Origin of the sequence: Corallococcus sp. AB030, from assembly GCF_003668965.1 — a bacterium.
Lineage (GTDB): Bacteria > Myxococcota > Myxococcia > Myxococcales > Myxococcaceae > Corallococcus > Corallococcus exiguus.
Genome location: NZ_RAWQ01000002.1, coordinates 16,985 through 36,546, shown reverse-complemented (window position 1 = coordinate 36,546; position 19,562 = coordinate 16,985). Strand labels below are relative to the sequence as shown.

At 71.4% G+C, this 19,562-nt stretch carries 2 protein-coding genes; both read right to left on the bottom strand.

Annotated elements, in window-relative coordinates; translation table 11 throughout:
* Window positions 1-9 precede the first annotated feature (9 nt).
* Window positions 10-4,554, bottom strand: a complete 4,545-nt coding sequence (locus D7Y15_RS46505; protein WP_121751390.1) for a type I polyketide synthase — start codon at window positions 4,552-4,554, stop codon at window positions 10-12.
* The gene (locus tag D7Y15_RS00720; protein ID WP_121751389.1) at window positions 4,554-19,475 is read right to left on the bottom strand and encodes a non-ribosomal peptide synthase/polyketide synthase; all 14,922 of its coding nucleotides are present in this window, start codon (window positions 19,473-19,475) and stop codon (window positions 4,554-4,556) included. Before D7Y15_RS00720 ends, D7Y15_RS46505 begins: the two co-directional genes overlap by 1 nt.
* Between the last annotated feature and the right edge of the window lie 87 nt (window positions 19,476-19,562).

Sequence of the window (19,562 nt, the reverse complement as noted above, 5' to 3'; positions counted from 1 at the left end):
GGGAGCGGCTCACTCCAGCTCGGACAGGAGGGACTCCAGCTCTTCCTCGCTCATGTTCTCGGTGCGGCTTTTGACGATGGCCACGGCCATGCCCGCGATAGTGGGCGTCTCGAAGAGCGTCCCCAGGCGCAGCTCCACCTGGAACGCCTGCCGGACGCGCGCCACGACCTGCGCGCCCACCAGCGAGTGTCCGCCGAGCTCGAAGAAGTCGTCGTGGATGCCGGGCTCCGCGACGCCGAGCAGCTCCGCCCAGATGGCGGCGATCCCCTGCTCGACGGAGTCTCGGGGCGCCACGAAAGCGGTCCGCACGCCGCGCCGGGAGTGCCCGGCTCCCGTGCTCGTGGCCGGCGCCGTGCCGGTGCGCTCGCGCCGCAGCCACATCGCCTGCCGCGCGGAGAGGTCCGTGGTGGACACCGCCCAGCGGCCCTCGGCTCGCGCGGACAACAGCCGCCGCAGGGCGTCCGAGCCCTCGGCGAGCGTCATGTCCGACGCGCCAGGCACTTCACCGTCCTGATGCCAGCCGTCCCAGTCCACGCTGAGCCATTGCGTCCCGCCCGCCCGAGCGCGCTCGCACGCCAGCGTGTCCATGAAGGCATTGGCCGCCGCGTAGGCGCTGAACCCCGGGCCGCCCAGCACGGTGGACAGCGAGGACTGCAACACCACGAAGTCCAGAGGCGGCCCACCGGCCAGCGCGGCAGTGAGCCACCGGGTGCCATGCACCTTGGCGGCGAGCTGCTCCTCACTCCGCTCGCGTTCCAGGTCCACCAGCGGCACCGACGTCCGCGCGCCAATGATGCCCGCGGAGTGCACCACGCCATGCAGGGCCCCGAAGCGCGCGCGCGCGCGGGCTACCACGGACTCCAGCTCCGCCCGCCGGGACACGTCCGCCGACAGCACCAGCACCTGCGCGCCACGGGCTTCCATCGCACGCAGGCGATGAATCTTCCGCGACACGTCATCCTCCTCGCCGTGCGCGCGCAGCCACGCGTCCCATTCCTCAGGAGAGGGGAAGGGCGAGCGGCCCACCAGCACAAGCCGCGCTCGCACCGCCGTCGCGAGGTACTCGGCCAGGCCCAGGCCGATCCGTCCCAGGCCTCCGGTCAGCAGGTACACGCCTGCTTCGCGCAGCGGCGCTGTGTCCGCGCTCACGGAGGGCAGCCGAGTCGCCTCGAAGTGCTCGGCGTAGCGGCGCGAGCCGCGCCAGGCCACCACGGGCTCCGCCGCGTCCATGCGAACCTCCGCCGCCAGCCGTTCCAGCAGGCCCGCCTGCTTCGCCGCGTCCTCGGGCAGGCGCACGTCGATGCAGCGCGTGCGCAGCCCCACGTGCTCCTGCGGGACCACCTTGCAGGGGCCCACCATGAGCGCGCGGGCGGGCACCAGCGGCTCGTCTCCCGTCACCTCCAATGCGCCACTCACCAGCACCGCGACGTCCACCGGCCCATTCACCGGCCGGGCCTGGATCGCCCGCAGCAGGGCGACGAGGCCGTGGAAGCCCCGCTCCAGCTCCGTGGCGAGCGCCGCGTCTGCATCCCCACCGATGGCGGGGCCCAGGCCCCATGCGTGCACCACGCGCAGGGGCGTGCCCACGGCCTCCAGCAGCGCGCGGTAGTGCGCGGGTTCTCCAGGCACGAGCTCGAAGGTGCGCGCGTCGCGTTGGGAGAATCCGGACGCGGGCACCACTCGCACCACCTCCGAGCCCCCCGCCTCCAGTCGCGCCGCCAGCTCCGCGCCGAAGCCGGTGGCGTCGACGAAGGCGAGCACACGCTCACCACTGACAGCCGAGGGAGCAGGTGGCGGCGTGGGCTTCCAGGCCGGCTGGTAGAACCACTCCGCCGCGTCGTCCCGCTTGCGGAGCGCCGTCCCGGCCGTCTGGGGATCCGCCGCCGCGTGCGTTCCCGCCACGGCCTCCAGCCAGTAATCCTCGCGCTGGAAGGGATAGGGCGGCAGCTCGACGCGGCGGTGCTCGCCCGGGCCCTGGAGCCGCTCCACGTCCAGTTCCGCGCCCGCCAACCACAGCCGCCCCGCGGCGTTCAGGAGCACCGCGGCGTCAGGCTGAGGATCCTGCGGCCGGCGCATCGAGGCGACAATCGTGCGCCCCGCCGCGTTCGTGGCCTGCCGCGCCAGCATCGTCAGCGCCTGCCCCGGACCCACCTCCAACAGCAGCCGGTCCGGCTCCTCGAGCAGCGTCGCCACGCCTTCCGAGAAGCGCACGGGCCGCCGCACCTGCTCCGCCCATGCGCGCGGATCCGTCGCCTCCGCGTCGGTGAGCCAGGTGCCGGTGAGGTTGGAGACGCAGGGGATGGAAGGAGGTGACAGGCGCACGCGGCGCAGCGCCTCTTCCAGGGGCCGCAGCATCGGCTCCAGCATCGCGGAGTGGCCGGCGTAGGTGCTGTGCAGCAGGCGGCACTCCACGCCGCGCGCCACCAGCTCCGCCTGGACCGCGTGCACGGCGTCGGGAGGCCCCGACACGACGCACAGCGAGGGCGCGTTGTGGGCGGCGATGCCCACCGGTCTTCCCGCCAGCAGCGGGCGCACCGCTGCTTCAGGGAGCGACACGGACAGCATGGACCCCGGGGGCAGCTGCTGGATGAGCCGGGCGCGCAGCGCCAACGTCGCCGTGGCGTCTTCCAGCGTGAAGATGCCCGCTACGCACGCCGCCGCGTACATGCCGACGCTGTGGCCGATGAGCGCCTGGGGCCGCACGCCCATGTCCATCCACCAGCGCGCCAGGGCGTACTCGATGGTGAAGAGCGCAGGATGGCCGAACGTCGTCTGCTCCAGCTTCCGGGTGGCCTCCGCGTGCTCCGACGCGGCCGGGAAGAGGATGCGCCGCAAGTCGGCGCCCAGGTGCGGGGCGAAGCGCTCGCAGCACGCGTCCACGTGCTCGCGGAAGCGGGGCTCCGCCGCGTACAGGCCGCGGCCCATGTCCACGTGGTGCGAGCCCTGACCGGGGAAGAGGAACGCCACCGAGCAACGCCCGTCCCCCGCGACCTCCGTGAGCAGCCGCGCGTCGCGTGCCGCCAGCGCCTCCCGGGCCTCGCGCGCGTCCTGGGACACCAGCACCCGCCGGTGCTCGAAGCGACGACGTCCCACCATCAGCGTGTGGGCGACGTCCGCCAGCGCAACCTCCGGGTGCTGCTCCAGGTGCGTGGCCAGCCGGTCCGTCATCTCCTCCAGCGCGGGCGCGGTCCGTGCGGACAGGGCCAGGAGCTGCCATGGACGCTGCGCGGGCGTGCGCGGCGCGGGCGTGGGTGCCTCCTCCAGCACCACATGCGCGTTGGTGCCTCCCATGCCGAAGGAGCTCACACCCGCGCGCCGGGACTTCGCGCCGGGCCACGGGCGCGAAGTGGTGTTGACGACGAAGGGACCGTCGTCGAAAGGGACGCGCGGGTTGGGATTCTGGAAGTGCAGGCTGGCGGGAAGCCGCCGGTGCTCCAGTGCCAGCGCCGTCTTGATGAGGCTCACCACGCCAGCCGCCGCGTCCATGTGGCCCAGGTTGCTCTTCACCGAGCCCAGGGCGATGGAGCCCCGAGGCAGCCCCTGGAACACCTGGTTGAGCGCGGCCACTTCAATGGGGTCTCCCAGTTGGGTGGCCGTCCCATGGGCCTCCACGTACTGGATGGAGTCGGGCTCCACGCACGCCACCGCGAGCGCCTCGGAGATGACCTGGGACTGTCCGTCCACGCTGGGCGCGGTGAAGCCCACCTTGTCCGCGCCGTCGTTGTTGATGGCCGAACCACGGATGACCGCGTGGATGCGGTCTCCCGCCTCGAGCGCGTCCGACAGCCGCTTGAGCGCCACCACCGCCACGCCCGAGCCGCCAATGGTGCCTTCGCCCCGAGCGTCGAAGGGACGGCAGCGTCCATCCGGAGAGAGGATGCCTCCGTCCCGATACGAGTAGCCGGCGCGCTGGGGCAGCGCCAGCGCGACACCGCCCGCGAGCGACAGATCCGACTCGCCGGACAGCAGGCTCTGGCAGGCCAGGTGCACCGCCACCAGTGACGTGGAGCACGCCGTCTGCACGGTGAGGCTCGGGCCGCGCAGGTCCAGGCGGTGGGAGACGCGCGTGGCGAGGAAGTCCTTCTCGTTGGCCACCATCAGCGAGAACAGGCCCTGCGAAGCCACCAGGTCCGGCCGGGTCAGCAGGTTCGCGATGAGGTAGGTGCTCCGGCCCTCGCCCGCGAAGACGGACGTGGCGCCACGCCCACGTGCGTCCCCATGGCCGGAGCGCTCCAGCGCCTCCCATGCGCACTCCAGGAAGAGGCGGTGCTGGGGATCCAGCAGCTCCGCCTCCCGGGGGCTGTAGCCGAAGAAGGCCGCGTCGAAGGCAGCCACGCCGTCCAGGACGAAGCCCTCGCGCACGTAGCCCGGCTGCTCGCTCACGGCGCGCGGCACTCCGGCCGCCTCCAGCTCCGCGTCGGAGAAGGACGTGCGCGGCTCCACGCCGTCGTCGATCAACCGCCAGAAGGATTCGGGATCGCGAGCGCCCGGAACACGCAGCGCCATGCCGACGATGGCGACGGCCTCGGACGGGGACGAAGGGTCCTGAGCCATCACGCGCTTCCCTTCTTGCGGCGGTTCAGTCGCTGCTCCCGTTGTTGATCCATGCGCTCCTTGCGGCCCTCGCCGCGCTCCTGGCTGGACTCCAGCCGCGAGCCTCCGCCGGACTGGGACAGGTGTTGGGCCAGGCCCGCGATGGTGGGGTACTGGAAGAGCACGGGCAGGGAGAGCCGCAGGTCCAGCGTCGTCTGGAGGCGCTCCTGCACGCGGACGATGAGCAGGGAGTTGCCGCCCACGTCGAAGAAGCGCTCGTGGCGTCCCACGCGCTTGAGGCCCAGCAGCTCGCACCAGAGCGCGGCCAGCGTGCGCTCCAGATCGCCCTGCGGCTCTACGTAACCCTGACCGCCGCCGACATGGGTCTCGTCGGGCGCGGGCAGCGCGCGCGTGTCCACCTTGCCGCTGGCGGTGAGGGGCAGCGCGTCCAGGAACACGAACGCAGTCGGCACCATGTACTCCGGCACGCGCTCGCGCAGGTACGTGCGCAGCGCCGCCGCATCATGCCCGGGCTCTCGCGAGACGACGTAGGAGACGAGGCGGTGGAGAGAGGGCGAGTCCTCGCGAAGGAGGGTGAAGGCGTCGAGGACGGAGGAGTGGTCGCGAAGGAGGGAGGAGACTTCGGAGGGCTCGATGCGGAAGCCGCGCAGCTTCACCTGGGAGTCGAGGCGGCCGAGGAACTCGAGACGGCCAGAGGGCAGCCAGCGGACGCGGTCACCGGTGCGGTAGAGGCGCTCACCCGGCTCGCGCGAGAACGGATGAGGAATGAACTTCTCAGCGGTGAGCGAGGGCTGGCCGAGGTAGCCGCGAGCAACGCCAGGGCCGGAGACGAAGAGCTCACCGGGGAGACCGACGGGGACGGGGCGCAGGAGTGAGTCGAGGACGAAGAGGCGGACGTTGGGGAACGGAGCGCCGATGGTGGGCTGGGAGGGAATGAGCTGCGACTCGATGGAGGCGCAGACAGTCACTTCAGTGGGGCCGTAGGCGTTGAGCAGGAGGCGCTGGGGGTGGGCCCAGCGGGAAGCGACGGAAGCCGGGAGAGCCTCACCCGCGGAGATGACGGTGCGCAGGGAGTCGAGACCCACGGGGTCGAGCTGCGCGAGGACGGAAGGGGTGAGGGTGACAGCGGAGATGGAGCGGTCGCGGAGCAGGGAGTGGAGAGGAGTCCCTGGGAGGAGCTGCTCGCGAGGGGCGAGGTGGAGGCAGGCGCCAGCGAGGAGGGAGGAGAAGACCTCGCAGACGCAGGCATCGAAGCCGATGGAGGCGAACTGGAGGACGCGGGAGGAGGCGTCGAAGCGGTGCTCGCGAACGGCTGCGAGGGCGGTGTTGGAGAGGCCGCGATGGGTGAGGAGGGTGCCCTTGGGCTTGCCGGTGGAGCCGGAGGTGTAGATGACGTAGGCGAGCGAGTCGGGCAGGGAGCGGGGAGGAGGAGCCTGCGTGGAGCGAGAGGCCACCTGACTCCAATCCGCGTCCACGCACACCAAAGCGCCGGCATGAGCGGGCAGCACGGACTTCAAGCGCTCCTGGGTGAGAACGACACGAGCGCCGGAGTCGGCGAGCATGAACGCGAGTCGGTCCGCGGGCAGGGTCGGATCCAGGGGCACCCAGGCGCCACCGGCCTTGAGGACGGCGAGCATCGAGACGACGAGATCGAAGGAGTGCTCAACGCAGAGCGCGACGCGAGTCTCGGGACCGACTCCGAGCGAGAGCAGATGCCAGGCGAGCTGGTTGGCGCGTGCGTCGAGTTGCTGGAACGAGAGGGTGTCCTCGCCGGAGGCGAGCGCGGGGGCCTCGGGCGAGCGGGCCACCTGGGCTTCGAAGAGCTGGTGAACGAGGCGCTCCTGGGGGAAGGCCACGTCGCTGGCGTTCCACTCCACCAGCACCTGATGACGCTCGTGTTCCGGAAGGAGCGACAGCGATGCGAGCGGGCGAACCGGCGCGGCGATGACCTCGGTGAGCAACGCGGACAGGTGATCCGCCATGCGCGCCACCGTGGCCTCGTCATGGAGGTCGGTGTTGTATTCGAACGACGCGCGGAGGCCTTCGTCGGTGTCGGTGAAGGAGACGGTCAGGTCGAACTTGGCGCCCTGTCCATCCAGGGGTACCGGGCGCGTGATGAGGCCGGGCAGTGCCTGCTCGACGTGCAGGTCCTGCTGGTAGGCCACCATCACCTGGAAGAGGGGTGAGCGGCTGAGGTCGCGCTCGGGCTGGAGCGCCTCCACGAGCTTCTCGAAGGGTACGTCCTGGTGCGCGAGCGCGCCCAAGGTGGACTCGCGCGCCTGGGCGAGCAGCTCCCGGAAGCTGATGCGTGGATCGAACCGGGCACGCAGCACCAGCGTGTTGACGAAGAATCCGACGAGCGCCTCCATCCCGGCATGCGTGCGGCCGGAGACGGGAGCGCCCACGGTGAAGTCGTCCTGGCCCGAGTAGTGATGCAGCAGCGCTTGCGTGGCCGCCAGCAGGGTCATGAACGGGGTGACGCCTTCAGCGCGGTGGAACGCGCGCAGCGCATCGGAGAGCGTGCGCGGCAGCACCCGGGTGAGGAGGGCACCGTTGAACGTTTGCAATGCCGGACGCGGACGGTCCGTGGGCAGTCGCAGCGCATGCGGCGCGCCGTGGAGTTGCTGGCGCCACCAGCCGAGCTGCGCGTCGAGCACGTCGCCCTGGATCCAGGAGCGCTGCCACACGGCGTAGTCCGCGTACTGCACCGGCAGCGGTGGAAGCGGTGAAGACTCGTCGCGGAGGAAGGCGTCGTAGAGCGCGGCCAGTTCACGCAGCACCACCTCCGAGGATCCGCCGTCGGAGATGATGTGATGCATCACCACCACCAGCACATGGTGTTCCACGTCGAGCCGCACCAGCGTGGTGCGCAGCAGCGGTCCATGCGCGAGGTCGAAGGGCCGCCGGGCCTCGTCACTGGCGATGCTGAGCGCTTCCGGTTCGCGCTGCTCGGAAGACAGCTCACTCAGATCCACCAGGGTGAGCGGAGACGTGATCACCGGGAGGATGAGCTGCACCGGGCCCTCGGGGCCGTCCTGGAACGTCGTCCGGAAAGATTCGTGACGACGGATCAGTTCGTCGAAGGCGAACTGGAGCGCGGGGAGGTGAAGGGGGCCGGTGAGCCGGAGCGCGGAGGGGATGTTGTAGAAGGCGCTTTGAGGCTGCCAGCGGTCGAGGAACCAGAGTCGCTGCTGGGCGAAGGAGAGAGGCGGAGGCGCGCCATCGCGGGGGGCTGGGCGAAGAGGAGGCGCGGAGGAAGAGAAGGAGGAGTCGCGAAGGGCGTCGAGGCGCTGGGCGAGGAGCGCGGGAGAAGAGGCCTCGAATAGAGCGCGAAGGGGCAGCTCCAGACCGAGGGCTTCGCGCACATGGGCGACGAGGCGGGTGGCGAGGAGTGAGTGGCCACCGAGAGCGAAGAAGTCGTCGTGAATGCCGACGCGCTCCAGCCGCAGCAGGCGAGCGAAGAGGCCGCAGAGAAGGGCCTCGGTGCGCGTGCGGGGCGGGACGAAGGAGGAGGCGCGGGAGGCGTCGGCGTCGGGGAGAGGAAGGGCCTTGCGGTCCACCTTGCCGTTGGCGCTGAGGGGCAGGGCGTCCAGCACCACGAAGGCGGCGGGCACCATGTACTCGGGAAGCCCCTGACTCAGGTGGAGCTTGAGGGCTTCCACTTCCAGCGAGGCATCTGCCTTGGGCGTGACGTACGCGACGAGACGCGCGTCGCCGGGGGAGTCCTGGCGAACGAGGACGACGACGTCACGCACGGCGGGCAGCTGGCGCAGAGAGGCTTCGATTTCACCCAACTCGATGCGGAAGCCGCGCAGCTTCACCTGGAAGTCGATGCGGCCCAGGAAGTCGAGAGAGCCGTCGGGCAGCCAGCGGACGCGGTCACCGGTGCGGTAGAGGCGCGCGCCGGGCGAGGAGGAGAAAGGGTCCGGAATGAAGGAGACGGCGGTGCGAGAGGAGTCGAAGAGGTAACCGCGGCCGACACCCGTGCCCGCGACGAAGAGCTCACCGGGGATGCCGAGGGGGCAGGGCCGAAGGAGGGAGTCGAGGACGTAGAGGCGGGTGTTGCAGACGGGGCGGCCGATGGGGACGACGGAGGAGGCGGGAGGTGTGGAGAGGAAGGCGTGGGTGACGTCGTCGGAGCACTCGGTGGGGCCGTAGGCGTTGACGAGGGGAATGGCGGGCCACGCGAGGAGCCAGCGGCGAGCGGTTTCGGCGGGAAGTGCCTCACCGGTGGGAAGCATGAACCGCAGGCGGGAGAGGGCGGGACGTGCGGGGCCGCGAGAGTCGGCCTCGTCGAGCAGAGCATTCAGCAGGGAGGGGACGGACTCGACGATGGAGACGGCGTGGGCCTCCAGCGCGTCGAGGAGGGCGGAAGGCGAGTGAGCGACGTCATCGCCAAGCACCAGCGTCTGGCCACCAACGAGCAGGGCGACGAAGGACTGCCAGACGGAGATGTCAAAGCACTGAGAGGCCGTCTGGGCGACGACGTCCGTGGGCCCGAGGTCGAGAGCAAGCACCTTGGCATGCAGGTGGTTGAGCATGCCGCGCTGCTCGACCATGGCGCCCTTGGGGGTGCCGGTGGAGCCAGAGGTGAAGATGACGTAGGCGAGGTGCGAAGGAGACGCGCGAGGAGCGAGGCGCGAAGAAGGAACGTCCGCGTTCAGGGAAGCTTCGAGCGAGAGGACGCGAGGACGTGCACCCTCAGGAAGCAGCGCGAGTGCGGAAGCCAGCAGCGGCGCGAAGACATCGGCGACGAGGACGAAGGGAGCGCGGCTGAGGGAGAGAATCTGTGCGAGGCGCAGGGGAGGGTGGAGCGGGTCGAGCGGCAGCCAGGCCGCACCGGCCTTGAGGACGCCAAGGTTGGAAGCGACGAAATCGCAGCCACGAGGAGCCAGCAGCGCGACGAGGGAGTCGGGCTGGACGCCAGAGCCGACGAGGTGGTGTGCGAGGCGGTTGGAGCGAGCGTCGAGGGCGCGATAGCTGAAGGAAGAAGACGCGTCGCGGACGGCGACGGCGTCGGGGGCGCGGTCGGCTTGAGCCTCGAAGAGCTGGTGGAAGCAGACGTCGAGAGGGACATCGGCGTCGGTACGGTTGAAGTCGAGGAGCACCTGACGCTGCTCGGCCTCGGGCATGAGGGGCAGCGAGGACAGCGACGCCTCAGGGCGAGCGACGGCGGCCTCCAGCACCGTGCGCAGATGCTGGGTGAGGCGCGCGATGGTCGCCTCCTCGAACAGATCGGTGCTGTACTCGAAGCGGCCGCGCAGGCCGTCGTCGGCCGCGGTCAGCACCAGCTCCAGGTCGAACTTGGAGGTGCCGTGATCCACGTCCAGCCGGTGCAGCTCCAGGCCCGCGTGGGCGGTCTCCGGCAAGCGGTTGTTCTGGAACGTGAACATCACCTGGAACAGCGGTGAGCGGCTCAGGTCGCGCCGGGGCTGGAGCGCCTCCACCAGCTTCTCGAAGGGCACATCCTGGTGCGCGTAGGCCCCAAGCGCCGCCGTGCGCACGCGCGTGAGCAGCTCCCGGAAGGAGATCGCGTCATCCAGACGCGTGCGCAGCACCAGCGTGTTGGCGAAGAAGCCAATCAACCCCTCCAACTCGACGCGGCTCCGGCTGGCGACGGGCATGCCGATGCAGAGGTCGTCCTGGCCCGAGTACCGGTGCAACACCACCTCGAACGCGGACAGCAGCACCATGAACGGGGTGACGCCTTCACGCCGGCTCAGCGCCTCGACCGCGCCGGACAGCTCGCGGGGCAGGTGGACGAACCAGCTCGCGCCCTGGAGGGACTGGACCGCGGGGCGCGGCTTGTCGGTGGGCAGCTCCAGGACGCGCGGAGCGTCCCCCAACTGCTGACGCCAGTACGCCAGCTGCGTCTCCAGAGCCTCGTCCCGCAGCCACTGCCGCTGCCACGCGGCGTGATCCGCGACCTGGATGGGCAGGTCGGAGAGCGGCGAGGGCTGGCCCCGGGTGAACGCCGCGTAGAGGGCCATCAGGTCCTCGACGAGCACGTTCATGGACCAGCCGTCGGAGACGATATGGTGCATGGTCAGCAGCAGCACATGCTCGCGTTCGGCCAGGCGCAGCAGCGTGACGCGCAGGAGGGGACCGCGCGTCAGGTCGAAGGGCCGGCGCGCCTCCGCGGTGGCCCGGTGCTGGATCTCCGCCTCGCGCTCCGCCAGGGAGCGTGCCGACACATCGATGACCGTGAAGTCGGGAGCCAGCGAGTCCGCGATGCGCTGCTCGGGTCCCTCCACGCCTTCGTGGAAGGTGGTGCGCAGGGACTCGTGGCGATAGGTGAGGGCGGAGAATCCGCGGCGCAGGGACTCCACGTCCAGCGCTCCGCTGACGCGCACGGCGGCCGGCACATTGTATGCGACGCTGCCCGGCTCCAACTGCTCCAGCAGCCAGAGGCGCTGCTGCGCGAACGACAACGCCAGGGACCCGGTGCGCTCCGCCGGTGAGAGCGGAGGCGACTGCCGGCCCTGCTTCGCCGCGCGCAACGCATCCACCTTCTCCGCGAGCGCCGCCAGGGTCGGGGCCTCGAAGAGGCTGCTCAGGGGCAGCTCCACCTGAAGCGCCTCGCGGATCCGCGAGACGGCCTGGGTGGCCAGCAGCGAGTGCCCGCCCAGTTCGAAGAAGTGGTCATACGCGCCCACGCGCTCCACGCGCAGGACGCGAGCCCACACGGAGGCCAACAGCTCCTCGGTGAAGGTGCGCGGCGCGACGGTGCCGGACTCCACCACGGCGGCCTCCGGCGCGGGCAGCGCCTTGCGGTCCACCTTGCCGTTGGGCGTGAGGGGCAGCGCGGCCAGGGTGACGAAGGCGGACGGCACCATGTAGCGGGGCAGGTGCCGCTGCACTGCTTCCTTGAGGACTGCCGCGTCCGGCACGTGGCCGGGCTGGGCCACGACGTAGGCCACCAGCCGCTTCTCGCCCTGAGCTTCCGAGCGCGCGTGGACGACGACGTCCCGCACGGACGCGTGAGCGCGGAGCACCGCCTCCACCTCGCCCAGTTCGATGCGGAAGCCGCGCACCTTCACCTGGTTGTCGATGCGGCCCAGGTACTCCAGGTCGCCGTCCGGCAGCTGCCGGACCAGGTCCCCGGTGCGGTAGAGCCGCGCGCCGGGCTCGCGTGAGAGCGGATGGGGGATGAACCGCTCCGCGGTGAGCTCCGGCCGGTGGAGATACCCACGGGCCTGCCCCGCGCCTCCCAGGTGCAGCTCGCCGGGGACGCCCAGGGGCACGGGGCGTCCGCGCGCATCCAGCACCCATGCGGAGGTGCCGGGCAGCGGGCGCCCGATGGTGGGCTCGCCGCGCGCGTCCTGGGGAACCCGCGTGAACGTGGAGTAGGTGGTGTCCTCCGTGGGGCCGTACAGGTTGAAGACGTGCTCCACGTGGCCCGTGCGGTACAGGTCCGCCACCAGCGAGCCCGGGAGCGCCTCGCCCGCCAGGTTCACCGTGCGCAGGGACGCGGGCAGTGCACCGGCCCGCACCAGCTCCGTCATGGCCGACGGCACCGTGTTGACGAGCGTCACCTCACCCGCCGCCGCGAGCCCCGCCAACGCCAGCGCGTTGTCCGCGAGGATGACGGTGCCTCCCCGTGCCAGCGGGGCGAACATCTCGAAGAAGGACAGGTCGAAGCAGAACGACGTCGCGGCCAGCACACCGGACAGCTGCTCGCGCGAGAACACCGACAGCGCCCAACGCAGGAAGGCCACCGCGCTGCGGTGCTCCAGCGCCACGCCCTTGGGCCGGCCGGTGGATCCGGACGTGTAGAGGACGTAGGCCAGGGAGTCTGGCCCGGTGCTCGCGGGCGCCAGCGGAGCCAGCGACGCGGGAACCTCCGCGCCTGTCTCCAACCGGACGACCCGCGCTCCGTGCGAGGGCAGCGTCGCCTCCAGCTTCGCCGTGGTGATCAGCACCGGCGCCTGGGAGTCCTCCAGCATGAACGCCAGCCGCTCGGCGGGGTAGGCCGGATCCAACGGGACGTAGGCTCCGCCCGCGCGCATCACGCCCAGTAGGGCGATGACGAGCTCTGGCGTGCGCTCCAGGCACACGGCGACGCGCGTCTCCGGGCCCGCGCCAAGCTCACGCAGCGTGTGCGCCAGTTGGCGCGTGCGCGACTCCAGCTCGCCGTAGGTGAGCCGCCGCGACTCGTGCACCAGCGCCACCGCGTCCGGCGTGCGCGCGGCCTGTGCCTCCACCAGGTGATGGACACAGGTCTCCCCCGGAAGCTCGGCGTGCGTCCCGCTCCACGCGCGCAGTTGCTGCCACTCGCGCTCGGGCAGCAGCTCCGCCCGGTCGTAGCGGCTCTGAGGCGCCTTCGACATGGCGCCGAGCACGCTCAGGTAATGCGCCTTGATGGACTCCACCTGCTCGGCGCCCAGGCCGTTGCAGTCCAGGGCGATGTGCAGCTCGGTGCTGGCCGTGTTGACGTTGAAGTAGGCCGTCCAGGCGAAGTACGTCTGGTCGGTGGCCATCATGTCCAGGACCTCCAGCCCGCGCAGCTCGCGCAGCCGGTCCAGGATGTGGAACTGGGTGAAGTTGAAGGCCGTGTCGAAGAGCGGCTGCCCGCCTCCGAAGGTCTTCTGCAGCTCCGCCAGCGGGAAGCGCCGGTGCGGCAGCCGGGCGCGCTCCGCCTCGAAGGCATCGCGCGTCAGGTCCAGCCACGACCCGCCCGCCACGTCCATGCACAGCGGCAGAGTGTTGAGGAAGATGCCCAGCACCTGATCGCCGCCGGGCACCTCCGGGCGTCCGTTGGCGATGATGCCCGTCACCACCTGGTCCTTCCCGGTCAGCAGCGCCACGACGCGCGCGTGAGCGGCGACGAGGACGCTCTTGAGCGGGAGGGTCGTCTCGGTGGCGATCTGCTTGAGGCCGGTGAGCACCTCGTCGGCCACCGGGAAGATGATCCGCAGGTGCTGTCCGGCCGGCTCTCCTTCGGCCAGCGGCCAGGGCATGAGCGGAGCGCGCTCCAGTCGAGACAGCTCCCGGGCCCAGAAGTTCTTCGACGCCTCGGAGGCCAGCGCCGCCCGCTCCAGGGCGATGAAGTCCCGGTAGGTGGTGGCCGGAGGAGGCTCCACCGGCGTCGGGCCGTCCAGCGATGCCACGTAGAGCCGCAGCAGCTCCGACCACAGCGAGGCCACGCTCCAGCCGTCCAGGAAGGGCTCGGACAGGGTGATGCGGAAATCGTCGTCGGTGAGGCGGTGGACGTTGATCCGGATGAGCGGCGGCGCGCGCCAGGTGAAGCCCAGACGGCGCTCGGCCTGGCTCCAGGCCTTGAAGTCCTGCCGCTGCTCCTTCTCCGGGCGATCCCGCCAGTCGAACACCGCGAGCGGCGCCTGCGCGTGCGTGTACACCAGCTGCAACGGCTCGCTGAAGGAGACGTCGAAGGCCGAGCGCAGCATGGGGTGGCGCCGCGCCATTTGTTCGAGCGCCCGTCGCAGCGCGTCCTCGTCGAAGCGCACCCGGACGTGGAAGCTGGTGAGGTAGACCTCGTAGCCCTGGCGCAGCTCCGCGTGGAAGACGAAGCCCGCTTGCAACCGCGACAGCGGATAGGCGTCCGAAAGGCCTGCGGGCAGCGCCGCGAGGTCCGCGTCGGACACCAGCGAGAAGGGCTCGGTGCGCACGGCGGTCTCACCCGAGCGGCGCAGCGCCTGGGCCAGCGCGCCCACCGTCTGGTGGTCGAACATCTCCGCCACGCTGAGCGTGAGCCCCCGCTCGCGAGCTCGCGCTACCACGCGCAGGCTGCGGATGGAGTCGCCTCCCAGCTCGAAGAAGTTGTCGTCCACGCCCACCTGATCCACGCCCAGCGCCTCGCTCCACACCTGGCACAGCAGCCGCTCCAGGTCGTTGGTGGGCGCCACGTAGCCCTCGCTCAGCGACGGGCGCAGGCGCTCCGGGGCGGGCAGCGCCCGGCGGTTCACCTTGCCGTTGGCGGTGAGCGGGAGGGTGTCCAGGAAGACGAAGGCGGCGGGCACCATGTGCTCGGGCAGCCGCTCGCGCAGGAAGGCGCGCAGCTCGCCCACGGTGGGTGCTTGCGCGTCCGGGCGCGCCACCACGTAGGCCACCAGTTGCTTCTCGCCAGCGGCGTCCTCGCGCGGCACGACCACCACTTCGCGCAGCTCGGGGTGCCGGGCGATCGCGCTCTCCATCTCACCCAGCTCGATGCGGAAGCCGCGCACCTTCACCTGATCATCCAGGCGGCCCAGGTACTCCACGTCGCCGTCTGGCAGTCCGCGGGCCAGGTCTCCGCTGCGGTAGAGGCGGGCGCCTGTCCCCGGGCGGAAGGGGTCGTCCAGGAAGCGCTGCTGATTGAGTTCAGGCCGCTGGAGGTAGCCGCGCGCGACGCCCGCGCCGCCGACATACAACTCACCGGGCACGCCCACCGGCACCGGCTGCTGGTGCTTGTCCAACAGCAACAGGGACAGGTCCTGGATGGGCGCGCCAATCACGCTGCCCGGCGCCTCGTCCACGTCACGCGCGCGCAGGGGCCGGTAGGTGACATGCACCGTCGTTTCGGTGATGCCGTACATGTTGACCAGCCGGGGCCGCGCGTCCCCGTGACGCTCGAACCAGGGGCGCAGGCTGCCCAGCGGCAGGGCCTCGCCGCCGAAGATGACGTGGCGCAGGGCCAGGGCGTCGGCCGGCGCCGTCAGGTCCTCCTGGATGAGCGAACGGAAGGCGGACGGCGTCTGGTTGAGAATGGTGACCTGCTCGGCGCGCAGCAGCGCGTGGAAGGCCTCCGGGGAACGGCTCACCCGGTACGGCACCACCACCAGCCGGCCGCCGTACAGCAGCGCGCCCCACAGTTCCCACACGGAGAAGTCGAACGCGATGGAGTGGAACAGCGTCCAGACGTCGGAGCTGTCGAAGCGGAAGTCGTCCCAGGTGGCGTCGAAGAGCCGCGTGACGTTGGCGTGCGTCACCTGCACGCCCTTGGGGCGCCCCGTGGAGCCCGATGTGTAGATGACGTACGCGAGCAGATCGCCCGACACCGCGACGTCAGGCCGCGAGCGCGGCGCGTCGGCGAGGCCCGGCGACTCCTCATCCAGTGCGACCACGTGGACCGCCACGTCACCCAGGGAGTCCGCCAGCCGGCGCTGCGTGAGCAGCACGCGAGCCTGACTGTCCTCCAGCATGAATCGGGCCCGCTCGGCGGGGTAGGCCGTGTCGATGGGCACGTACGCCGCCCCCGCCTTCAGGATGGCGAGCACGGCCACCACCATGTCCAGCGAACGCTCCAGGTACAGCCCCACCAGGTCGCCCGGCACGATGCCCTGGTGCACCAGGTGGTGGGCCACCTGATTGGCGCGAGCGTCCAGCTCCGCGTAGGTCCACGAGCGCTCCTCGAGCGTCACCGCCACGGCGTCCGGCCGCTCCGCCGCGCGCGCCTCGAAGCGCTGATGCAGGCAGACCTCGCCCCGGGGCTCCACACGGAGTGAGCGTGGAGGACGCGTGAGCGCCTCGCGCTCCTCCGCCGACAGCAGGGGCAGCCGGGAGATGGGCCGCGAGGGATCCGCCGCGATGCCCTCCAGCAGCCGCTCCAGGTGCCCGGCCATGCGGACCACGGTGGCCGCGTCCAGCAGGTCCACGTTGTAGCGGAGCGAACCCGCGAGCGTGCCCTCCACCTCGGCGAACGTCAGCGTGAGGTCGAAGGGGGCGACGTGCCGCGCGAGCGCGAGTGACTCCACCTCCAGCTCACCCAGGCGCATCCGCAGCCCGCTCTCATCCAGAGCGAAGCCGCTCAGGTCCTCTTGTCCAGGCAGCGACGCGCGCTGCAACACCAGCTCCACCTGGGCGAGCGGAGGCCGGCTGGGATCGCGCCGCACGCGCAGCCGGTCCACCAACGTCGTGAAGGGCAGCTCCTGGTGGGCCAGCGCGTCCACCACCACGCCTCGCGCGCGCTCCAGCAGCTCCTGGAAGGACGGCTCGCCGCTCAGGTCTCCGCGCAGCACCACCTGGTTGACCAGGTAGCCCACCACGCTCGCCAGCTGAGGCCGGGGGCGGCCGTTGACGGGAGAGCCCACCCAGACGTCCTCCTGCCCGGTGTAGCGATGCAGGAGCGTCTGGAACGAGGCGAGCAGCAGCGTGAAGAGCGTGACGCCGCGCTCGCGGGCCAGCGTGAAGAGCCGCTGGGCCAGCGGCGCCGGAAGCCGGAAGGCATGCGCCGCGCCCGCGTAGGTCTGCACCGGCGGACGCGCGCGGAAGCGGGGCAGCTCCAGCGGCGTGGGCTCACCGGCAAGCCGCTCCCGCCAGTGCTCCCACAGCCGCTCGCCGTCGCGCGCGAGGACTTCGCGCTGCTGACGCTCGACGCCGGGCATGTCCAAGCGCACCGGAGGCAGGGCCGGCGGCTGGTGACGGAGCTCGCCCTCGTACAGCGCGCCCAGGTCGTGGAGCAGCACCGCCATGGACACCAGGTCCACGATGATGTGATGGACGCCCAGGATGAGCACGTGCTCGCCCGCGGGACGCGCCAGGACGTGCACGCGCATCAACGGCCCGGAGGCGAGGTCGAAGGGCCGGGCCGCCTCTTCGCCCAGGAACTGCTCCAGCCGCGCTGCGTCCCACGCGGTGGCGTCCTCGTGGACGAAGTGGACCGGGGCGTGGGGCAGGATGCGCTGGACGGGCTGGCCCTCCACGCGGACGAAGAGGGTGCGCAGGCTGGCGTGACGGTCCACCAGTGCCTGGAAGGCGCGCTGCAACGCGAGCACGTCCAGCGCGGAGCGGATCCGCAAGGCCTGCGTGACGTTGTACTCGGTGGTGTGCGGGGAGAGCTGGTGCTGGAACCAGAGCCCCCACTGGCCGGGGGTGAGCGCGTAGTCCCCGGGCGCCACCGTCGTCGTCTCGGAGGCGGGCACGTGCTCCGCGGCGTCGAGCGCCTGCACGAGGAAGCCCGCGAGCTCCTCCGGCGTGGGGCCGCTCAACACGCGCTGGAGCGGGAGCGTCACGCCCAGGTGCTGCTCGACGGCGTGGCCCAGCTCCACGATGCCCAGCGAGTCCAGTCCCAGCTGGCTCACCCGGACCGCCGGCTCCACGGCCGACACCGGGGCGCGCAGGGCCCGCGCCAGCTCGCGCCGCACCCAATCGAGCAGGGCCTGCTGCCGCTCGGCGACGGGCATGGCCCGCAGCGTGGCCACGTCCGGCCCAGGCCCGGCGTCGGGGCTCGCGTCCTCAGCGGAGGCGCGCGTCAGCACGGAGCGGCCCACCACCCGGATCTGGCCCTCGCCCAGCCACTGCCGGCACGTGCTGCGCATCAGCTTGCCACTGGAGGTCTTGGGCACCGCGCCGTGGGGCACCAGCACCACGGTGTCGAGCCGCAGCTCGTGTTCCTGCTCCATGGCCGCGCGCACCGCGGCGGCCACCTCCTCCACGTCCACCGTCTCGTCGCCCACCTCGACGACCATCACCACCCGCTCGCCCTCCGACGCGTCCTCGGAGAAGGCCGCGTTGCAGCCCGGCCGGATCGCCGGGTGGCTGCGCTCGGCCGTCAGCTCCAGGTCCTGGGGGTAGTGGTTGCGGCCGCGGACGATGATCAGGTCCTTGCGGCGGCCGGTGATGAAGACCTCGCCGTCCCGCATGAAGCCCATGTCGCCCGTGCGCAGGAAGGGGCCCGTGCCATCCGCCAGACGGGCACGGAAGATCTCCTCGGACAGCTCGGGCCGGTTCCAGTAGCCGGCGGCCACGCTGGGGCCGGACACCCAGAGCTCGCCCACCTCGCCGGGGGCCCGGAGCTGGCACGTCCGTGGCTCCACCACCAGGATGTCGTGGTCGGGCAGAACCCTCCCGCTGCCCACCAGCACGCGGGCTTCCGGCGCGTCCGCGCTCGTGGGCACGGGCCGGTGGCCCTCCATGCTGGAGGCGACCACCGGGAGCAGCACGGGGGGCGCGGTCGTCACGCCGCCGGTGAGGGCGAGCGTCGCCTCCGCCAGGCCGTAGCCCGGCATGAAGGTCTCCATGCGGAAACCCTGGGGCGCGAAGGTCCGCGCGAAGCGCTCCAGCGTGTCCGGGCGGATGGGCTCCGCGCCGTTCATGGCGCCGCGCCAGTGGCTCAGGTCCAGCGTGGCCCGCTCCTCAGGCGTCGTCTTGCGCACGCACAGGTCGAACGCGAAGTTGGGGCCACCGGACACCTGGGCGCGAAGCCGCGACATCGCCTCCAGCCACCGCAGGGGCTTGCGGAGGAAGGACAGCGGCGACATGAGCGTCACCGGGTTGCCCGCGTACAGCGGGTTGAGGATGCCGGAGATGAGGCCCATGTCGTGGTACGGCGGCAGCCACATCACCCACCGGTCGTCTTGCCGCAGGTCCAGGCCCAGCGTGATGATCCGCATGTTGGCCACGAGGTTGCCGTGGCCGACCATCACGCCCTTGGGCATGCCGGTGGAGCCGGACGTGTACTGGAGGAACGCCAGCGACTCCGCCTTCAGCTCCGGGCGCCGCCAGCCGTCCTCCAGCCCCTCGGGCAGCGCGTCGGTGGCGATCCACTCCAGGTCCCGCAGCTCCGGGGCCAGCTCGAAGATGTACTCCGCCAGCTCCAGGATGAAGGACGTGGTGAGCACCACCGTCGCCTGGGCGTCGCGGATGATGGCGCGCAGGCGCGGCAGCGTGCGCTCCAGCCGCGCCGGATCCGGCGGATACGCGGGCACCGCCACGGCGCCGCCCAGGACGCAGCCGAAGAACCCCGCGATGTATTCAGTGCCCGGCGGGTAGAGCAGCATCACCCGCTGTCCCGCGTGCCGCTCCGCCAGCCGCGCGCCAATGCGCCGCGCCCGTGTGAAGAGCCCCGCGTGCGTCAGCTCGGACTGCTCCCCCGGCTCGTCCTCCAGGAACGTGTAGACGGGGAAGTCCGCGCGCGTCTCCACCCGGAGCGCGAGGAGGTCCATCAGCGTGTCGGCCTTGGGATGAATGACTCGATCGTTCATGGCTCGGGGCGGGGCGGCGCGCGATGCGTGGAAGAAACGGAGGGGAGGGAAGCGTGGGGTGAAACCCGGGCGGCGATGCTCTTGGCC